This is a genomic window from Streptomyces sp. NPDC001220, assembly GCF_053597895.1.
The window spans coordinates 85254-104530 of record NZ_JBSFJE010000016.1 but is presented as its reverse complement, the minus strand read 5'-3'; the positions used below and the strand labels follow the sequence as shown (position 1 = coordinate 104530).

14 protein-coding genes are annotated in these 19277 nt (G+C 71.2%); 4 read left to right on the top strand and 10 right to left on the bottom strand.

Going from position 1 to position 19277, the window contains the following annotated elements; genetic code table 11:
* Nucleotides 1–86: 86 nt before the first annotated feature.
* Nucleotides 87–1799 carry a sodium:solute symporter family protein gene (locus tag ACWDGI_RS33390; RefSeq protein WP_450765506.1) on the top strand — a complete coding sequence of 571 codons (1713 nt, stop codon included), beginning with the start codon at nucleotides 87–89 and terminating at the stop codon, nucleotides 1797–1799.
* Between the two features lie 27 nt (nucleotides 1800–1826).
* Nucleotides 1827–2153 carry a hypothetical protein gene (locus tag ACWDGI_RS33385; RefSeq protein ID WP_450765505.1) on the top strand — a complete coding sequence of 109 codons (327 nt, stop codon included), beginning with the start codon at nucleotides 1827–1829 and terminating at the stop codon, nucleotides 2151–2153.
* Between the two features lie 173 nt (nucleotides 2154–2326).
* Here the strand turns inward: ACWDGI_RS33385 and ACWDGI_RS33380 are convergent, their stop codons facing one another.
* The 10 genes from ACWDGI_RS33380 to rsmI all read right to left on the bottom strand — a co-directional run bounded on the left by ACWDGI_RS33380 (nucleotide 2327) and on the right by rsmI (nucleotide 15908).
* Nucleotides 2327–3034 (bottom strand): helix-turn-helix transcriptional regulator, encoded by a 708-nt coding sequence (locus ACWDGI_RS33380; protein WP_450765503.1) that lies wholly within the window; start codon nucleotides 3032–3034, stop codon nucleotides 2327–2329.
* Nucleotides 3035–3327: 293 nt separating this feature from the next.
* Nucleotides 3328–5085 (bottom strand): outer membrane protein assembly factor BamB family protein, encoded by a 1758-nt coding sequence (locus tag ACWDGI_RS33375; RefSeq protein WP_450765501.1) that lies wholly within the window; start codon nucleotides 5083–5085, stop codon nucleotides 3328–3330.
* 79 nt (nucleotides 5086–5164) lie between these two features.
* Entirely contained in the window at nucleotides 5165–6949 is a 1785-nt protein-coding gene (locus ACWDGI_RS33370) for an outer membrane protein assembly factor BamB family protein (protein ID WP_450765499.1), read from the bottom strand.
* Nucleotides 6950–7557: 608 nt separating this feature from the next.
* Nucleotides 7558–9360 (bottom strand): ABC-F family ATP-binding cassette domain-containing protein, encoded by a 1803-nt coding sequence (locus ACWDGI_RS33365; RefSeq protein WP_450765744.1) that lies wholly within the window; start codon nucleotides 9358–9360, stop codon nucleotides 7558–7560.
* Nucleotides 9361–9664: 304 nt separating this feature from the next.
* Nucleotides 9665–10594 carry a 4-(cytidine 5'-diphospho)-2-C-methyl-D-erythritol kinase gene (locus ACWDGI_RS33360; RefSeq protein ID WP_450765497.1) on the bottom strand — a complete coding sequence of 310 codons (930 nt, stop codon included), beginning with the start codon at nucleotides 10592–10594 and terminating at the stop codon, nucleotides 9665–9667.
* Nucleotides 10591–11520 carry a 16S rRNA (adenine(1518)-N(6)/adenine(1519)-N(6))-dimethyltransferase RsmA gene (rsmA, locus tag ACWDGI_RS33355; RefSeq protein ID WP_450765495.1) on the bottom strand — a complete coding sequence of 310 codons (930 nt, stop codon included), beginning with the start codon at nucleotides 11518–11520 and terminating at the stop codon, nucleotides 10591–10593. The genes ACWDGI_RS33360 and rsmA overlap by 4 nt, the downstream gene beginning before the upstream one ends.
* Nucleotides 11521–11558: 38 nt before the next feature.
* On the bottom strand, nucleotides 11559–13061 hold the full coding sequence (locus ACWDGI_RS33350; protein WP_450765493.1) for a ubiquitin-like domain-containing protein: 1503 nt from the start codon (nucleotides 13059–13061) through the stop codon (nucleotides 11559–11561).
* Nucleotides 13062–13218: 157 nt separating this feature from the next.
* The gene (locus ACWDGI_RS33345; RefSeq protein ID WP_450765491.1) at nucleotides 13219–14121 is read right to left on the bottom strand and encodes a TatD family hydrolase; all 903 of its coding nucleotides are present in this window, start codon (nucleotides 14119–14121) and stop codon (nucleotides 13219–13221) included.
* Nucleotides 14122–14168: 47 nt separating this feature from the next.
* On the bottom strand, nucleotides 14169–14606 hold the full coding sequence (locus ACWDGI_RS33340) for a hypothetical protein (RefSeq protein WP_450765489.1): 438 nt from the start codon (nucleotides 14604–14606) through the stop codon (nucleotides 14169–14171).
* 453 nt (nucleotides 14607–15059) lie between these two features.
* Complete coding sequence (gene rsmI / locus ACWDGI_RS33335) at nucleotides 15060–15908, bottom strand: 16S rRNA (cytidine(1402)-2'-O)-methyltransferase (RefSeq protein ID WP_450765487.1); 849 nt, start codon at nucleotides 15906–15908, stop codon at nucleotides 15060–15062.
* Between the two features lie 126 nt (nucleotides 15909–16034).
* Between rsmI and ACWDGI_RS33330 the strand changes: the two genes are divergently transcribed.
* Both ACWDGI_RS33330 and ACWDGI_RS33325 read left to right on the top strand, forming a co-directional pair.
* Entirely contained in the window at nucleotides 16035–17825 is a 1791-nt protein-coding gene (locus ACWDGI_RS33330) for a dolichyl-phosphate-mannose--protein mannosyltransferase (protein ID WP_450765485.1), read from the top strand.
* Nucleotides 17826–17991: 166 nt separating this feature from the next.
* Nucleotides 17992–18552: a hypothetical protein gene (locus ACWDGI_RS33325; protein WP_450765483.1), complete on the top strand. Its 561-nt coding sequence runs from the start codon at nucleotides 17992–17994 to the stop codon at nucleotides 18550–18552.
* Nucleotides 18553–19277: the final 725 nt, after the last annotated feature.

Below are 19277 nucleotides of genomic sequence, written 5' to 3'. Positions count from 1 at the left end.
GAACCGAACACACCAAAACACAACTCACCAGGTGAGTCAACATCGCAATCAATCAAGGTGAGACAACAAAAGTGTTGAATTACTGGGTGCAAAACCCCACCAATGCCCCTGTATCCCCCACATACCCCGCGACATCCCTGGCGGCGGAGCTACGGCTCCCCACCAACGGCCTCGACTACGCGATCCTCGCCATCTACTTCGTGGTGGTCCTGGGCATCGGCTTCGCGGCCCGCCGCTCGGTGAAGACGAGCCTCGACTTCTTCCTCTCCGGGCGCTCACTGCCCGCGTGGATCACCGGGCTCGCGTTCATCTCGGCGAACCTGGCCGCCACCGAGATCCTCGGCATGGCCGCCAACAGCGCGCAGTACGGCGCGTACACCGTGCACTGGTACTGGATCGGCGCCATTCCGGCCATGGTCTTCCTCGGCCTGGTGATGATGCCCTTCTACTACGGCAGCAAGGTCCGCTCGGTCCCCGAGATGCTGCTGCTGCGCTTCGACAGAGCCGCACACCTGCTGAGTTCGATCCTGTTCGCCTTCGCCGCCATCCTCATCGCGGGCGTCAACCTGTACGCCCTCGCGATCGTCGTGCAGGCGCTGCTGGGCTGGCCGCAGTGGGTGGCGATCGTGGTGGCCGGCGCGTTCGTGCTGGCGTACATCACCCTCGGCGGCCTCTCCTCGGCCATCTACAACGAGGTGCTCCAGTTCTTCGTGATCCTGGCCGCCCTCATCCCGCTGTCCGTGCTCGGCCTGAAGAAGGTCGGCGGCTGGGACGGCCTGGTCGGCAAGCTCGACGCCACCCACGGCCACAACTTCACCACCGCCTGGGGCGGCACCGGCATCGGCAGCGTCAACCCGCTCGGCGCGAACTGGCTGACCATCGTCCTCGGCCTCGGCTTCGTCCTCTCCTTCGGCTACTGGACGACCAACTTCGCCGAGGTCCAGCGCGCCCTGTCGGCGAAGAACCTCTCCGCCGCCCAGCGCACCCCGCTGATCGCCGCGTACCCGAAGATCTTCATCGTCTTCCTGGTGATGATCCCCGGCCTGGTCGCCGCCGCACTGGTGCCGAACATCGGCACGTCCGGCTCCGGCCTCCAGTACAACGACGCGATCCCCTACCTGATGTCCCAGCTGCTGCCCAACGGCGTCCTCGGCATCGCGGTCACGGGCCTGCTCGCGGCCTTCATGGCCGGCATGGCCGCCAACGTGTCGTCCTTCAACACCGTGTTCACGACGGACATCTGGGCGAAGTACGTGGTCAGGGGCCGCGAGGACGCGTACTACGTGCGCTTCGGACGCCTCATCACCGCGATCGGCGTGGCCGCGTCCGTCGGTACGGCGTTCCTGGCGTCGTCGTTCTCGAACATCATGAGCTACCTGCAGACGCTGTTCTCCTTCTTCAACGTGCCGATGTTCGTCGTCTTCATCGTCGGCATGTTCTGGAAGCGCGCCTCGGCGAAGTCCGGCTTCTGGGGGCTGCTCGCGGGGACGGTGACCGCGATGGTCAACTACTTCGTCCTCTACAAGAAGGACATCATCAGCATCCCCACGGACCAGGGCGCCAACTTCGTCTCCGCGATCGCCGGCTTCGTCGCCGGCGCGGTGGTGATGGTGATCGTGTCCCTGTTCACCGCGCCCAAGCCGGAGGCGGAGCTCGCGGGCCTGGTCTACGGCACGCGCTCCCCCGGCATGACCGAGGCGCCCGCGCCCGGCGACGAGGCCTGGTACCGGCGGCCGGCGCTGCTGGGCTGGGGTGCGGTGGTCCTCGCCGCCCTCTGCTACGTCCCGTTCTCGTTCTGACCCCGGTCCCGGGAGAATGGAGAGACCATGACCGACGACTCCGGGCACTCCGGATTCCACTACTCCGAGCAGGACGTCCACCGGGAAGTCTCCGAGCTGGAGAGCAGGTCCACGACCGCGGCGCGCATCTTCGACCTGCGGCGGATCATCGGCGGACTGTTCGTGCTGTACGGGATCATCGTCACGATCACCGGGATCACGGACTCGCAGGCCGAGATCGACAAGGCACAGGGGATCAACATCAACCTGTGGACCGGGATCGGGATGTTGTTGCTGGGGGTGTTCTTCCTGGCGTGGTTGTGGGTGCGGCCCACGCCGCCTCCGGTGCCGCCTGTGGAGGAGGCCGAGGAGTAGGCGGGGTTGTGTTTCGACGGAGGGGCGTGCGGGGCTGATCGCGCGGGTCTTCGCGGGTCGCGCGGGGCGTGCGGGGCTGGTCGCGGGGGGCGTGCGGGCTGGTCACGCCGGGCGCGGGGGCTGGTAGCGCAGGTCCCCGCACCCCTGGGCAGGCGGGTGCAGGTGGCTGTCGGCTACATGTCCGGGCCCGTCATGTCCGGCCCCGCGGAATTCCTCAGTGGGCCGGCCCTGTCCAGCAGGCCCGTCCGGGCCGCGAGGGCCGCCGCCTCGAGCCTCGACCCCACCCCCAGCTTCATCAGCACCCGCTGGACGTGAGTGCGGGCCGTGCTCGGGGCGATGCCCATGCCCGCGGCGATCAGGCGGGTGTCCTCGCCGTCGGCCACCCGGACCAGGACCTCGACCTCCCTCGGAGTGAGCATCTGGAGCAGGCGCTGGCCCTCGTCGTCGGGCTGGGCGGCGGGGTTGAGCAGTTCACCGAACGCGCCCTGGAGCAGCGCGGGCGCCACGGCGGCCTCACCGGCCCGCGCCTTCATGATCGCCCGCTCGACGCCCTCTATCCGCTCGTCGTGCCGTACGTACCCGGAGGCGCCCGCGGCGAAGGCCGCCGCGATGCCCCGCGGCGACGGCACCGGGCCGAGGACGAGCACGGCGACCTGCGGCCGCTCCCGCTTGATCTTCACCACCGGGTCGAAGATCCCCGGCTCGGCCGGTGTCGCCGTACCCAGCAGGCACACCTCGGGCGCGCGTGTGATCACCAGCTCCGCCGCGCCCGCCGCCGGTGCCGCCGCCGCGAGCACCCGGTGGCCGCGCAGTTTCAGCGCCGAGGCCAGCGCCTCGGCGAGCAGCCGGTGGTCGTCGACCACCATGAGCCGCACTCCCATAGAGCAACCCCCCAGTCCCCCCAATGGATGCCCCACTATGGATGCCCACTGGTCCGCATGGACAGAGGGCCCCCCGGCACCTCGTCCTTCATGCCCCCGGAAGCTACACGCTTGTTCGACGTTGCGCTGCCCCTACTGATGAGAAGTGCCCCGGATCGGAGGAATCTCTGGCTTTTCTCGTATTCGCTGGTGAAGAGCGGGTGTGGTGCGGTACGCGCCCGGCCCCGCCCCTGAGCAGGGACGGGACCGGAATCGCGGGCCGGGTGATACGGGCGTTCACGCTTGACGAACCGTCAGCCGCCCGTACCGAACGCGGTGACCAGGTACTCCTTGCCCGACAGCGACGAACCGGCGGCGTGGGCGTAGACCGCGGACAGGTACAGGCGCCCCTGGGAGTAGAGAACCTCCGCGTTCGCCGGGGACATGGCGGTCTCCACGGCCCTGACCGCCGCGGTCGCCGGGTTCTCCAGCAGCTTGGTCTCCTTGAACGAACCGCCGTCGATACTGACGATCTGAGCACCCTTGTCGTACGGCGGATCCTTGTACGCGATCACATTTGAACCGTCCATGCGCAGCGGCGTGATCGTGTAGTTGTCGCCGGCGTCGGCGCGCTGGCCGGTCTGCTTGCCGGTGGCCAGGTCGAAGGCGACGATCTCGTTGGTCTTCGCGAGGTTCCCGCTGCCGTCGTGCTCCTCGGTCGCCAGGTACAGCCGGTCGTTGCCGACCACCACTCCCTGGCACTTCTCCACCTGGTAGATGCCGTCACAGCGGGCCGCGTAGGAACTGCCCGGCGTGGAGATACGGGTGCGCAGCCGCCCGGTCGCGTTGTCGACGGAGAAGACGTCCGAGAAGCCGCTGCCGTCGCCCGCGCTGTCGTTGACGTCGGCGGCCACCACCAGCGGGTCGGTCGACACGATGCTCGCGTAGGGGATGCCCGAGGTCATCTCGTACTCGGAGATCACCTTGCCGGAGACGGGGTCGATGGTCTGGATGTGCAGCTGCGCGGTGTCACCGCTGCCGCACCTGCGGACCGCGACCAGTTTGGCGCCGCCGCCGTAGCCCGCGTCGTAGCAGGTGTCGGTGGGCTTCGGCTGCCAGCGGACCTTCCCGGAAGCGAGGTCGAAGGCGGCGCCGCCGCTGGTGCCGCCGACCGCGACCGTCTGCCCGGCGACCGTCACGTTGTTGAAGTTGACCGGCACGTCACCGGACTTGATCGTCTTCGTCCACAGCTTCTTGCCGGCGTTGAGGTCGATCGCGGCGACCTGGGTGCAGCCCGCCGTGGACCCCTTGGGCGGCATCTTCGGCTGGAAGACGACGGCCGTCCTGCCGTCCGCACCGACGTGTCCGGTGGCGTAGCAGACCGGGCCGGGCAGCGGGACCGTCCACAACTCGGCGCCGGAGTCGGGGTCGTAGCCGACGATCCGTGCGACGCCGGTCTTCGCGTACACCTTGTCGGTCAGCCAGGAACCGGCGGTGACCGTGGTGTCGTTCGCCGTGGGCAGCGGGACCTGGAAGAGGACCCTGGAGGCCGGGTTCGCGGGCACCTTCTCGCTGCCGCCGCCTCCTCCCTTGCCGCCGTCGCCGCCGATGCCGCCGTTGGTGGAGCCGGTGGTGTCGTCCTTCTTGCCGTCGGCGCCCGAGGACTTGGAGTACCAGATGCCACCGCCGACGATCAGCGCGATCACGACGACCGCGGCGACGATGATGAACAGCGTGGCGTTGTTCCTGCCGGGGGCGGGGGCGGGGGTGAGGCCGCCCGGCTGACCCGGCTGGCCGCCCGGGTAGCCGTAACCGGGCTGCTGGGCGTAGGGGTTGGCGGGGGTGGGAGGCTGCTGGGTGTACGGGTTCGGGGGCTGGGCGGGGTAGCCGTAGCCGGGCTGGGGCGGCTGGTGCGGGTGGCCGTGGCCGGGCTGCGGGGCCGCGGGCTGCTGCGGGTAGCCGTAGCCCGGCTGAGGGGCCGGGGGTACGGGCGGCTGCGGCGGGCCGGCGGGGGCGCCGTAACCGGGCTGCTGCGGGGGCTGGTTGGGTGGTGGCGGAGGCGGCTGGGTCATGACGGGGTACCTCTGGGGACGGCGCGGAAGACGGCTGGGGCGGTGTGGGGCGGGGAGAGGCGCGACGTGGCGGGTCCGCTCAGTTGCCGAAGGCCATCATCAGCTTCTCCTTCGCGTCGTCGCTGCCGGTCAGCCGCGTGGAGGAGAGGTAGAAGCGCCCGTCGACCCAGTCGACCGCGCCGTCGTAGAAGCCGTCCTCGATGTCGGCGGTGTGCTGCGGGTTCTGCAGCAGCCTGGTGGTGGTGTGGGCGGAGCCGGCGGTCGGGATCGACACGACCTGGCCGCCCGAGTCGTACGACGGCCTTACGTAGGCGACGAGTTTGCCGCCCTCGACCTTGACCGGGTACATCGACTCGTCCGCCGGGGACTTCGTACGCCACTTCGCCTTGCCGTCGGCGAGGCTGATCGCGACGATCTCGTTGGCGCCGCCGTTCGTGTCCGTCGGCAGGTAGAGGGTGTTCGCGTCGACGGCGACGCCCTGGCAGCCCTGGAGGTCACGGGAGAGGAGCGCCCAGCCGCACTCGGGGGCGAACTTCTCGTCGACCTTCACCTCGGACCGGAACGTGCCCTTGGCGTCCAGGGTCGAGATGTTCCAGGCCTTCTTCTGCTCGTTGGTCATGTAGACCACGAGTGGGTCGACGGAGTACGTCCGCTGGACCGACCAGCCCTTCTTGACGGGCTGGGTCCACCTGACCTTGCCGGTGGCCGGCTCCAGTTCCGAGATCTCGTCGTGCTCGTTGCCTCCGCCGACCCCGCAGGAGGCCACCTCGACCAGCCGGTTCGTGCCGCCCGCGAACGCCGTCGGGAAGCAGGACGCGCCGTACTTCTTCTTGTCGTACAGCTTGTCGCCGCTGCCGAGGTCGTACGCCGTGCCCGACTGGGAGCGGCCCACCATCAGCGTCTTTCCGCTGATCGTCAGCTCGATGCTGAGCGCGGTGTCGAACAGGCCGCCGTCGGCGACCGTCGCGGTCCAGCCCTTGCGGCCCGTGTCGAGATCGATCTCCTGCAGCTGGTTGCACTTGGCCCGGTCGCTGGTGCCGTTCATGTACGCCACGACGACCTTGCCGTCGGACGACCGGTCCGGGGTGACCGCGCAGATCTTCTGCGGGAACGTGATCGGGGCCCAGGCCGGATCGCCGTTGCCCACCTTGTAGGCGAAGACCTGCTTGTACGCCGCCTTCACCGCGGTCCTGCCGGTGATCCACATGCCGGGTGCGTCGGCGCCGGACGCGGGGGCGTCGGGTGCCGACTTGTACCAGAGCACCTTGGCCTCGCCGGACTTGCGGCCCTCGTTGAGGTTCTCCGGGTCCGCGCCGCCGTCGCCACTGCCGTCACCCGGGTCGACCGGGGTGTCGGTGCCCGAGGCCTTGGGATCGTCGGACTGCTGGGCGACCGGCTTCTTGCCGTCGTCCCCGCCGCTGGTCACCGCGTACACGGTGCCGCCGACGACCAGCAGCCCGGCCACGGCCGCCGCGACGACCAGCCCGGGCTTCCCCTTGAACGGGCCGCCGCCCCCGCCCCCGGGCGGCGGAGTGACGCCGGGTGCGCCCGGGTACTGCGGCGGGTAGCCGTAACCCGGCTGGGGCGGCTGCCCGTACGGCCCCGCCTGCTGCGGCGGGCCGTAAGGACCGGGCTGCAGCGGCTGACCGTAGGGACCGGGCTGCGCATACGGTCCCGGCTGCTGTGGATAGCCGTAACCCGGCTGGGGCGGCTGGGCAGGAGGCGGGGGTGTGCCCTGGGGTGCCCCGAAGCCGCCCTGAGCGGGCGGCTGTTGCGGGGCGCCGAAGCCACCACCCGCTGCCGGCTGGTCCTGCGGTGCGCCGAATCCGCCCTGCTGCGGCGGCTGATTGGGTGGCTGAGTCATCAGCGATCTTCCCCCGTTACTGATTTTTAGCCACGCCCCGAGGCTCCCGACGGGCCTCAGGCCGTTCTCAGACTGCTCTCAGACGGACCTTTCTATCACCCGGGACCGACAGGCCACGGGCCCTCGTCAGCCCCTGTGCCCAAGGAAGAACCGCCCCGTGATGCGCCCGTTACGCGCCTTCACGCTCCCTTCACCGGGCGCACGCACGGGGGTTGCACGCGGGGGTGCGGTGGGCGGGGGGGCGCGGGGGTGGGTGGTGCGCGCCGTGGGGTGGCGCGCGTGCGCGGCCGGTTCACGCTGGTGGGTGGGGGTGGGCGCGCCACCGCGGGTCGCACGCCCACCGGAACGGCGCGCACGCCGAGTTGCACGCCCCCACCGGCACCGCGCGCACACCGAGCTGCACGCCCGCCGGCACCGCGCGCACACCGAGCTGCACGCCCGCCGGCACCGCGCGCACGCCGAGTCACGCGCCGCGCACATGCCGAACTACGCGCCGCCCGGCACCGCGCGCACGCCGAACCGCACGCCGCACACACGCCGAACTACGCGCCGCCCGGCACCGCGCGCACGCCGAGCCGCGCGCCGCCCGCTGCCGCGCGCACGCAGTGCTACGCGTCCTCCGCCAGCTCCAGCCAGCGCATTTCCAGTTCCTCGCGCTCCCCGGCCAAGTCGCGCAGCTGGGCGTCGAGTTCGGCGACCTTGGCGAAGTCCGTGGCGTTCGCGGCGATCTGGTCGTGCAGCTTGGTCTCCTTCTCGGAGACGCGGTCCAGCTGACGTTCGATCTTCTGGAGCTCCTTCTTGGCGGCGCGCTGGTCGGCGGCGCTCCGCTCGGCCGTGGGGGCCTTGGGCGCCACGGCCGTGGCGGCGGCCGCCTCCTCCATGCGCTGCCGCCGTTCCAGGTACTCGTCGATGCCGCGCGGCAGCATCCGCAGGGTGGCGTCACCGAGGAGGGCGAAGACACGGTCGGTGGTCCGCTCGACGAAGAACCGGTCGTGGGAGATGACGATCATCGAGCCGGGCCAGCCGTCGAGGACGTCCTCCAGCTGGGTGAGGGTCTCGATGTCGAGGTCGTTGGTCGGCTCGTCGAGGAAGAGGACGTTCGGCTCGTCCATGAGCAGGCGCAGCAACTGGAGGCGGCGGCGCTCACCGCCGGAGAGGTCGCCGACCGGCGTCCACTGCTTCTCCTTGTTGAAGCCGAACGTCTCGCACAGCTGCCCGGCGGTCATCTCGCGCCCCTTGCCGAGATCGACGCGCTCGCGCACTTGCTGTACGGCTTCCAGGACCCGGGTGCTCGGGTCGAGCTCGGCGACCTCCTGGGAGAGGTAGGCGAGCTTGACGGTCCGGCCGACGGCGATCCGGCCGGCCGCCGGCTGGTCCTCGCCCTCGGTACGCGCGGCCTCGGCCATGGCGCGCAGCAGCGAGGTCTTGCCGGCGCCGTTGACGCCGACCAGGCCGATGCGATCGCCGGGCCCGAGCTGCCAGGTGACGTGCTTGAGCAGCACCTTGGGCCCGGCCTGGACGGTCACGTCCTCCAGGTCGAACACGGTCTTGCCGAGCCGGGAGGAGGCGAACTTCATCAGCTCGGAGGTGTCGCGCGGCGGCGGCACGTCGGCGATCAGCTCGTTGGCGGCCTCGACCCGGAAGCGGGGCTTGGAGGTGCGGGCGGGGGCGCCCCGGCGCAGCCAGGCCAGCTCCTTGCGGACCAGGTTCTGCCGCTTGGTCTCCTCGGTGGCCGCGATCCGTTCGCGTTCCGCGCGGGCGAAGACGTAGTCGGAGTAGCCGCCCTCGTACTCGTAGACGTCGCCGCGCTGCACGTCCCACATGCGGGTGCAGACCTGGTCGAGGAACCAGCGGTCGTGGGTGACGCAGACCAGCGCCGAGCGGCGCTCCCGCAGGTGCTTGGCCAGCCAGGCGATGCCCTCGACGTCGAGGTGGTTGGTGGGCTCGTCGAGGACGAGCAGGTCCTGCTCCTCGATGAGCAGCTTGGCGAGCGCGATCCGGCGCCGTTCACCGCCGGACAGCGGCCCGATGACGGTGTCCAGGCCCTTGGGGAACCCGGGCAGGTCCAGGCCGCCGAAGAGGCCGGTGAGGACGTCCCGGACCTTGGCGTTGCCCGCCCACTCGTGGTCGGCCATGTCGCCGATGACCTCGTGCCGGACGGTGGCCGCCGGGTCGAGGGAGTCGTGCTGGGTGAGGACGCCGAGGCGCAGTCCGCCGGAGTGCGTGACGCGCCCGGTGTCGGCCTCCTCCAGCTTGGCGAGCATCCGGATGAGGGTGGTCTTGCCGTCGCCGTTGCGGCCCACCACGCCGATGCGGTCGCCCTCCGACACGCCGAGCGAGACGCCGTCCAGCAGGGCACGGGTGCCGTAGACCTTGCTGACGTTCTCGACATTGACCAGGTTGACGGCCATTTCACTCCTGCGCAGGGGGACGGTCAGCCTCCCAGCGTAATGCGCGCCGGGGGGCCGTCCCGCCGCGAGCTGTTTTCCGCCCGCCCGAGCGCGTACCTCGTCGAGGAGGGCGTACCCGTCCGGCCCGGGCAGTCGGTCGCGGTTGCCGGAGCCAGTCGTGACGTCCTTGGTGACGCCGTTCACCGGGCTGACGAAGGTGACCTTCACCCGCGGGTCCCGGCCCTTTCGCCCCGTTGCCGCTTGGGCGCCGATGGTGGGCTCGGGGCGCTTACAAGGCGTCATGCGCCCCGCTCGTGCTCCGGCGTCACACTCCGGTGTGCGCGCTGACGTCGTGCGCCGTGGTGATCACCCGCGCGCCCGGCGCGGGCGCGGTCGCCGTGCGCACCGTGCGGCAGGTGCCGGAGGCGAGGAGCGCCTCGGACACCTTCTGCGCCGACGCGGTGTCGCGGACCAGGAACGCCGTGGTGGGTCCGGAGCCGGAGACCAGCGCGGTGAGGGCACCGGCCGTGCGCCCCGTGTCGAGCGTCTGCGCGAGCTCCGGGAAGAGGGAGAGCGCGGCGGCCTGGAGGTCGTTGGAGACGGCGGCGGCGAGCGCGTCCGGGTCGCCCTTGGCGAGCGCGTCCAGGAGCTCGCGGGAGGCGACGGGCTCGGGGATGTCGAGGCCCTCGGCGAGCCGGTCGAACTCGCGGAAGACGGCCGGCGTGGACAGCCCGCGATCGGCCATCGCGAACACCCAGTGGAAGGTGCCGCCGACCTCCAGGGCGGTGAGCCGTTCGCCGCGCCCGGTGCCGAGGGCGGCGCCGCCGACCAGGCTGAAGGGCACGTCGCTGCCCAGATCGGCGCAGATGGCGAGGAGTTCGGCGCGCGAGGCGCCCGCGCGCCAGAGCTCGTTGCAGGCGAGCAGCGCGCCCGCCCCGTCCGCGCTCCCCCCGGCCATGCCGCCGGCGACCGGGATGTCCTTGGCGATGTGGATGTGCACGGCCGGGTCGATGCCCCGGCGCTCGGCGAGCGCGAGCGCGGCGCGCGCGGCGAGGTTGGTGCGGTCCAGCGGCACCTGGTCGGCGTCCGTGCCCTCGCAGGTGACGCTCAGTTCGTCGGCCGGCGTGACCGTGACCTCGTCGTACAGGCCGACGGCGAGGAAGACGTTGGCCAGGTCGTGGAAGCCGTCGGGGCGGGCGGCGCCCACCGCGAGCTGGACGTTGACCTTGGCGGGAACGCGTACCGTGACGCTCACTTGCCGGACTCCTCTGTCGGGGACGCGGACCGCGGCGCGGCGGACGTCCGGTGCTGTGCCCCCTGCGGGGACGCGGCCTCGGCGATCCGCGCGAACTCCTCCACCGTCAGCGCCTCCCCGCGCGCCTGCGGCGAGACCCCGGCGGCCACGAGCGCCGCCTCGGCAGCGGCCGCGGACCCGGCCCAGCCGGCGAGCGCCGCCCGCAGGGTCTTGCGCCGCTGTGCGAACGCCGCGTCGACGACCGCGAAGACCTCGCGCTTGGACGCCGTCGTCTTCAGCGGCTCCGCGCGCCGGACCAGGGAGACGAGCCCGCTGTCCACGTTCGGGGCGGGCCAGAAGACGTTGCGGCCGATGGATCCGGCGCGTTTCACCTCGGCGTACCAGTTGGCCTTGACCGACGGCACGCCGTACACCTTCGAGCCGGGTGCGGCGGCGAGCCGGTCGGCGACCTCGGCCTGCACCATCACCAGCGTCCGCTCGATGCTCGGGAAGGTGTCGAGCATGTGGAGGAGGACGGGGACGGCGACGTTGTAGGGGAGGTTCGCGACGAGCGCGGTGGGCGGGGGCCCGGGCAGTTCGGTGACGTGCATCGCGTCGGAGTGGACCAGCGCGAACCGGTCCGCGCGCGCCGGCATGCGCGCCGTGATCGTCGCGGGGAGGGCGCCCGCCAGGACGTCGTCGATCTCCACGGCGGTCACTCGGTCGGCGGCCTCCAGGAGCGCGAGGGTGAGGGACCCGAGTCCCGGGCCCACCTCGACGACGACGTCGTCCGGGTGGACCTCGGCGGTGCGGACGATACGGCGGACCGTGTTGGCGTCGATCACGAAGTTCTGGCCGCGCTGCTTGGTGGGGCGTACACCGAGCGCGGCCGCGAGTTCACGGATGTCGGCCGGGCCGAGGAGGGCGTCGGGGAGGGGGCTGCTCACGGGACAAGGGTACGGGCCGCCGGGATCCCGCCCGCCGGTCACCCGTGCAGCCGTGCCCCGCAGTGCGGCCAGGGCGTGGAACCGCGTTTCGTGTAGAGCTTCTTCGCACGGAACGTCTGCTCCTCGGCCGACGCGTCCTGCGGGCGCCCGCTGCCGCCGAGGCTGTGCCAGGTGTGGGTGTCGAACTGGTACAGCCCGCCGTACGTCCCGGAGGGGTCCACCGCGCCCGGGCGGCCGCCGGACTCGCACGCGGCGAGACCGTGCCAGTTCAGGCCTTCGGCGCCCTTCACGGAGTCCGGGTGCGGCTTGGTGCCGACCTTCACGAGTTGCGGGCGCGGCTCGCGGACCACCTCGGACCGCTCGCGACGCGGCTTCTGCCGGACCCCGTTGACGGTCCGCAGGTAGTAGGTGACCCGGCGCAGCCCGGGCCGCCCGGCCCGCTCGACCACCTCGGTGCCCTTGAACACCGTCGGGTCCGACGTGCGCCGCACCTCGAAGGGAATGGTCTCCTCGCGCACCTCCTTGCCGTCCGTGACCCGCAGCACGGTCACCGTCTGCCCGTCGCGCGGGAAGCCGGCCTGTGGCACGGAGGTGGTGTCCTGGCCGTGCAGGGTGACCCCGGCCTCCTCGACGGCCTCGCGGACGGTCGCGGCGTTGGTGCGGATGGTGCGGGTCCGGCCGTCCGCCAGGATCGTGACCGTGCGCTCCGTGCGTACGTCGAGTGCGAGCCCGGCGCGACCGATGCTCTGGGAGCGTGAGGCCGACAGGTACGCGCCCTCGGCCCGCACCCCCATCTGGGTGAGCGCCCCGTCGACGGTGCGCGCCGTCGTCCACACCTCGCGCTGCTGACCGTCCAGCGTGAGCCGCACGGGGCGGCCGTAGCGCACCGCGACCTCGTCCCCGCTGGCCAGCTCCGCGCCGCGGGCGGGCGCCACCACGTCGTGCGCCCCCACTCGTACGCCTTCGTCGGCGAGCAGTTCGGTCACGTCGTCCGCGAACGTGTGCAGGACGCGCGGCCGGCCGTCGACGGTCAGCTCGATCGCCTTGTCCTTGGCGAGGAACGCGGTCGTGCCGCCGGCGAGGAAGGCGACGACCAGCGCCTGCGGCAGCAGGCGGCGCACGGCGGAATCCGGGCGCTGGATGTACCGCGCCTTACGCCGGCGCGCGGCACGTCGACCCGCCCCGGCGCGCACTACCGGCGCGGGCGCCCCGCTCTCCGGCACGCGCCCGCCCTGACGCGGCAGCACCGGCTCCCCGGGCTCCCCCGGCTCGCTCGCATACGCCTGCGCCTGCGCTGCCGGAACGGCCCGGGCTCCCGCCTCGGCCGCGATCTCGTACGCCGGCCGGTACGTGTCACCCCCGTAGGCGGCCACGCCGTATCCCTGCGTCACGGCGTCGTGCACGCCGGGCACCGCTGGCGCGTCGTATGCGCCTTGCTCCCCGTACGCGCCTTGCTCCCCGTACGCGCCGCCCCCGCCGTGCGCCCCCGGCGCACCGTAGGGGTCGTACGCCTCAAACGTCTCGTACTGCGATGTGCTCACGCCGACACGCTCCAGAGGGCCAGAGGGGTCCGGATCGGGCCCCCAGAACCTAGCGGAGCGTCGGTCACTCTCCAAAGCGGCACGACTACGCACGGTCGCGACGGGGCCCAAGCTGTGCCCGAGCGAGCGTTACACGTCGGTTATGATCGGTACACCCTCAGTAGTCGAAGGCGCGAGCCGTGTTCACGCCCAGGGCCGTCGCCAGCGCGTCCTCGTCGATGCCCCGTACGGCGGCCATCGCGCGCACCGTGACCGGAATGAGATACGGGGCGTTGGGCCGTCCGCGGTACGGCGCCGGGGTCAGGAAGGGCGCGTCGGTCTCCACGAGGACCAGTTCCAGCGGAGCGACGGCGAGCGCGTCCCGGAGATTCTGGGCGTTCTTGAAGGTGACGTTGCCGGCGAAGGACATGAAGTAGCCCTCGCGTGCGCACACCTCCGCCATCTCGGCATCCCCGGAGTAGCAGTGGAACACCGTCCGCTCGGGGGCGCCCTCCTCCTTGAGGACGCGCAGCACGTCCGCGTGGGCGTCCCGGTCGTGGATGACGAGGGCCTTGCCGTGCCGCTTGGCGATCTCGATGTGGGCGCGGAACGAGCGTTCCTGGGCGGCCTTGCCGTCGGGCCCGGTGCGGAAGTAGTCGAGGCCGGTCTCGCCGACCCCCTTCACCTGGGGCAGCCCGGCCAGCCGGTCGATCTCGGCGAGCGCCTCGTCCAGGGCCGCGTCTCCGCCGGCCGTGCGGGTGCCCTGCCGGGACCAGCCGTCGGGGTCGCCGTGGACGATGCGCGGGGCCTCGTTCGGGTGCAGGGCGACCGTCGCGTGGACGTTCGCGTGGGCGGCCGCCGTCTCGGCCGCCCACCGGGAGCCCTTGAGGTCGCAGCCGACCTGGACGACCGTGGTCACGCCCACCGAGGCGGCCTTCGCGAGACCCTCCTCGACCGTGCCGGACTGCATGTCGAGGTGGGTGTGGGAGTCGGCGACCGGTACCCGGAGGGGTTCCGGGAGCGGCGGTGCCGCGTTCTTGTCGGCCGCGGCCGAGGCGTTCGCGGAGGCGTTCGAAGGCATGCCCCGATCCTACGAAAGGGGCACGCCCCGCCGGACCCGCGTCCGGCTCAGCTCGCCTTGCGCTGGAACGGATGCAGGAGATCGGACAGGTGCCAGTGGTGGGACGCCTTGACCTGCGCGGAGGCCTCCGTCGCCGCCGCGGGTCCGGTCTCGGTCTCCTCGGCCACCTCGGGCCCGCCGCTCTGCACCGGTCGCCGGGACGACTGCTGGGCCGCGCTGTGCACCGACGAGACCTGTCCCGCGCGCATGATCCGCAGGACATGGCCGTCGCAGTTCTGGCACGAGGGCCGGCTCAGCGGGGACGGGACGACCTGGCCGTTCGCCACATACATGACGAACTCGTGGTTCTCCGCGTCCGTGTGGTGCTCTATCTCGTACGACTGCTCCCAGCCGTGCCCGCATCGCATGCAGGCGAAGGAATACGACTCGTGAACGACGGCTGTGGCCGCACCGCGGAGGCCGGTCTGCCCTGCGATCTCACTCATGCCAGCTCCTGTTGTCCGCTGGACAAGCACCTCCGACCGCTGGGATTCCCCCCGGAATCCCATGGAGGTGAGGGACGGGTACGTCCCTGCTGACCAGTGGACGCCTTCACCGGCGCGAATGCGACGGGCCTGTCGAGTGTTGGATGCGATTTGGAGTCTGCTTGCCAAATCGGCCTCGTCGCGTAGGGCTGGGCTTTGCGTTTCCCGCCCTTGCTTTACCGTCCCGTGGGGCGCGCGCTCAGAGGAGGAGCGCCCCGCTCAGAGGACACATCACCGCAGGTCAGAGGCGCATGCTCAGAGGAAGAGCGACGGGCTCAAGGATCGAGGGGTGTCCCCTCGCCGGCTCCGGGTCCCGGGACGCCCCGTCAGGGGCGCGCGGAACTGCCCGGCCGGCCCCGGCGACCCGCGCTCCACTGCCCAGGAGCAACCACGACGCCGCTGCCGGAACCGCCGTCACCCGTCGGCGCGCTTCGCCGCCACCACCGCGTCGAACACGACCCGCTTCGGAATCCCCGCCTCGACCGCCACCGCGGCGATCGCCTCCTTGCGGCGCTCGCCGGCCTCCTCGCGCACCCGCACCCGCCGGACGAGTTCCGCCGCGTCGAGCTCCTCGGGCCCGCGCTCGGGGGCGCCCTCGACGACGACGGTGATCTCGCCGCGCACCCCGTCGGCCGCCCACACCGCGAGCTCGGCCAGCGGACCGCGCCGTACCTCCTCGTACGTCTTGGTCAGCTCACGGCAGACGGCGGCCCGCCGCTCGGCACCGAAGACCTCGGCCATGGCGGCGAGGGTGTCGTCGAGGCGGTGCGGTGCCTCGAAGTAGACGAGGGTGCGGCGCTCCTCGGCGACCTCCTGGAGCCGGGAACGGCGTTCGCCGGCCTTGCGCGGCAGGAACCCCTCGAAGCAGAACCGGTCGACGGGCAGCCCGGACAGCGCGAGCGCGGTGAGCACGGCGGACGGCCCCGGGACCGCGGTGACGCGGATCTCCTTCTCCACGGCGGCCGCGACCAGCCGGTAGCCCGGGTCGGAGACGGAGGGCATCCCGGCGTCGGTGACGAGCAGCACGCGCGCGCCGCCGACGAGTTCCTCGACCAGCTCGGGCGTGCGGGCGGCCTCGTTGCCCTCGAAGTAGGACACCACGCGCCCCTTGGGCGTCACACCCAGCGCCTGTGTGAGCCACCGCAGCCGCCGGGTGTCCTCGGCCGCGATCACATCGGCGCCGGTCAGCTCGGCCGCGAGCCGGGGCGGCGCGTCCGCGACGTCGCCGATGGGGGTGCCTGCGAGGACAAGGGTTCCAGTCACGCCCCCATCCTCGCAGCCGCCACCGACAGCGCCGTCCCCGGCAACCGCGGCCGCCGATCGCAAAGGAACCCACCTCTAAGCCCCATTGCACGGGACTCACACAGAACGGTTCCCTACGATGGCGCGGTGACCAGTACCGCGTCCTCCACGGACACCCGGCAGGGCCAGGCAGCGCTCGACGAGCGGTCGACGTGGCAGCAGCGGCTGCGCCGATTCGGCTACACGGCGAGCCCGGCGCACACGGCGCACACCACCGGCGGCGTGAGCGCCGCGGGCGCCGGCGTGGGCGCCGATGTCGTCGACCGCCTGGTCCCGCCGTACGCCGAGCCCAGCTCCCGGCTGTGGCTCGGCCTGGGCGTGCCCCCGGTGCTCGCCGAGCGGATCACGCGGTGGTCGGCCTGGGGCGGCCCGCTCCTGGTGACGCTGATGGCGGGCCTGCTGCGGTTCTGGAACCTGGGCAGCCCGAAGGCGGTGATATTCGACGAGACGTACTACGCGAAGGACGCGTGGGCGCTCGTCCACCGCGGTTTCGAGGTCAACTGGGACAAGAACGCCAACGATCTGATCCTGCAGGCGAACGGCCATGTCACGGTCCCGGCGGACGCGGCGTACGTCGTGCACCCGCCGGTCGGCAAGTACGTCATCGGGCTCGGGGAGCTGATCTTCGGCTTCAACCCGTTCGGCTGGCGCTTCATGACGGCGCTGCTGGGGACGCTGAGCGTGCTGCTGCTGTGCCGGATCGGGCGCCGGATGTTCCGTTCCACCTTCCTGGGCTGCCTGGCGGGCGGCCTGATGGCGGTGGACGGGCTGCACTTCGTGATGAGCCGGACCTCGCTGCTCGACGGCGTGCTGATGTTCTTCGTGCTGGCGGCCTTCGGCTGCCTGGTCATCGACCGGGACAGGTCACGGGAGAGACTCGCGGCCGCGCTGCCGCCCGATGCGGACGGCCGGATCCGCCCCGACGCGCGCGTGGCCGACGCCTTCCGCTTCGGCTGGCGTCCCTGGCGCTGGGCGGCGGGTGTGCTGCTGGGCCTCGCGATCGGCACCAAGTGGAACGGCCTCTACATCATGGTCGCGTTCGGCCTGATGGCGGTGTTGTGGGACGTCGGCGCCCGCAAGGTGGCCGGTGCCCGGCATCCGTACAAGGCGGTCCTGAAGTACGACACGGGGATCACGTTCCTGGCGACGGTCCCGGTGGCGACCGCCGTCTACCTGACGTCCTGGATCGGCTGGATCCTGTCCCCGACCGACGGCAGCGGCGGCTACTTCCGCAACTGGGCGGCCACCGACGGCAAGGGCGGCGACTGGACGTTCCTGCCGGACTGGCTGCGCAGCCTGTGGCACTACGAGCACGAGGTGTACCTCTTCCACGTCGGCCTGTCGTCGCCGCACACCTACATGTCCAACCCGTGGTCCTGGCTGGTGCTGGGCCGCCCGGTGTCGTACTTCTACGAGTCGCCCTCCCCCGGTGCGGACGGCTGCCCGTCAAACGCCGGACAGAAGTGCGCGCGCGAGGTGCTGGCGATCGGCACGCCGCTGCTGTGGTGGGCGGCCTGCTTCGCGATCCTGTACATCCTGTGGCGGTGGGCGTTCCGCCGTGACTGGCGGGCCGGCGCCATCGCCTGTGGCATCGCGGCCGGTTACCTGCCCTGGTTCATGTACCAGGAGCGCACGATCTTCCTCTTCTACGCCGTCGTCTTCGTGCCGTTCCTGTGCCTGGCGGTGGCGATGATGATCGGCGCGATCATCGGCCCGCCGGGCTCCAGCGACACCCGCCGCCTGGTCGGCGCGTCCGGGGCCGGCGTACTCGTCCTGCTGATCGCCTGGAACTTCATCTATTTCTGGCCGCTGTACACCGGTACGGCGATCCCCATCGACTCCTGGCGCTCGCGGATGTGGCTGGACACCTGGGTCTAGCTGGGCAGAAACGTCACGAGGGCGCGGCATTCAGCCGCGCCCTCGTGGTCGGAGGAGAGGTGACGCCTCCGCCTTTCATCCAGGTGCTCCGGCTCGGCTGCCTGGAACCCCATCGAGAAGGTCACGATCGTCAGGCCCAAGACCCGCTAGCAGCAAGGAACGTGAGATGCCCAGGTCGAAGCAGAGCCATGCAGCGGCCGGATGGATGGCAGCAGCGGCGTTGCTGACGTCTGGATGTGCTGTTCTCGACAGCAGCTCTGCTGATGCCCGAGGGCCGGGCGCGTCCTACGAGCAGGCGTACGCCGACCACGAGCCGTTGCACGTGGTCGGCTACCCCTCCACCGGCTCGTTGCTGGTGATGCAAGAGCTCGTGCGGGACATCGCCGACGGCAGGACGGCTGAGCTCCGCAAGCTGGCGACCAGCGACAGCAGCGATGCGGTAGCCCAAAAGACCGCCGAGAACTGGATCAAGGGCTTCGGAGCCGGCGCCCGCGGCAAAGTGACAGGCGATTTCTATGACGACGGTTCAGAACGCCAAGTCGTGGTCCTGTACTTCCATGGCACCCACCAGGTCAAAGAGTTCACCGTTCGGCTCGACGGCGGTGCGGGCAAGGAGGACTGGCGGGTTCTGATGAAGTCGGCCGATTTCAAGGACGCCACCCAAGCTCCCGGCTGGGCGCCGAAGGAGCCGGGAGGAACCGGCTCCACCATGAAGAACAACAACTGATCGCATGGGCACCCGAGGCCCCCGCCGTCCGGAACGAGCCGGAGGGCTGGGGCTTTCCCCTTCCCGTTTCACGGCGCCCTGCGCCCTCTGGTCCGCAACAGCGCAAACCCTCTGACCAGGCGCTGACGTGCTGTTTGTCTCGCAACGCTGGTCCACGCCTGGTCCACACACATTGATCCACAACGTGACAGAGCCGGATCAAGGTGAGACAGACCCCCTGCAGAAGGGGCGCCCCTCATCAAGGGACACCCCTTCTGACCAGCACCTACGCTGGCCTGCGCGGAGGCGGTGGGATTTGAACGTCCCACCCCTCGGCCGTAGGTTGCCGTGGTCTTATGCCAGCGCTCGTGACCAGACGGCCGCTGTCGCCGCCGTAGACGGTTCGGACATGCACCCTCGGCGAGGGGTCACCGTTCTGGTCGAGGGCGGTGAACGCCAGTACGGGGACGACTGACTCCTTGTTCGCGTTCTTGATGGCCAATGTCTGGCTGATGGAGTTGTCGCCCCCCTCGCGCTGACAAGCGAACGACACCGCCCTCTCACCCGGCCCCCGCCCACGGTCACGGCCCACACACGGCCCAGAGTGGGGATCGCGTGCCCAGTCGGCGTGAAGTGCCTGTTCAGGTGCCTCGCCGGCCGCGACGCGGCAACTTCCTCTATTTCTGGCCGCTGTACACGGGCACGGCGATTCCCGTCGATTCCTGGCGTTCACGTATGTGGCTCGA

Excerpts from the sequence above, each read along its gene's own strand:
- ACWDGI_RS33385 (WP_450765505.1), top strand. The coding sequence starts at position 1,827 with ATGACCGACGACTCCGGGCACTCCGGATTCCACTACTCCGAGCAGGAC.
- ACWDGI_RS33380 (WP_450765503.1), bottom strand. The coding sequence starts at position 3,034 with ATGGGAGTGCGGCTCATGGTGGTCGACGACCACCGGCTGCTCGCCGAG.
- ACWDGI_RS33375 (WP_450765501.1), bottom strand. The coding sequence starts at position 5,085 with ATGACCCAGCCGCCTCCGCCACCACCCAACCAGCCCCCGCAGCAGCCC.
- ACWDGI_RS33370 (WP_450765499.1), bottom strand. The coding sequence starts at position 6,949 with ATGACTCAGCCACCCAATCAGCCGCCGCAGCAGGGCGGATTCGGCGCA.
- ACWDGI_RS33365 (WP_450765744.1), bottom strand. The coding sequence starts at position 9,360 with ATGGCCGTCAACCTGGTCAATGTCGAGAACGTCAGCAAGGTCTACGGC.
- ACWDGI_RS33345 (WP_450765491.1), bottom strand. The coding sequence starts at position 14,121 with ATGCCTTCGAACGCCTCCGCGAACGCCTCGGCCGCGGCCGACAAGAAC.
- ACWDGI_RS33340 (WP_450765489.1), bottom strand. The coding sequence starts at position 14,606 with ATGAGTGAGATCGCAGGGCAGACCGGCCTCCGCGGTGCGGCCACAGCC.
- ACWDGI_RS33325 (WP_450765483.1), top strand. The coding sequence starts at position 17,992 with ATGCCCAGGTCGAAGCAGAGCCATGCAGCGGCCGGATGGATGGCAGCA.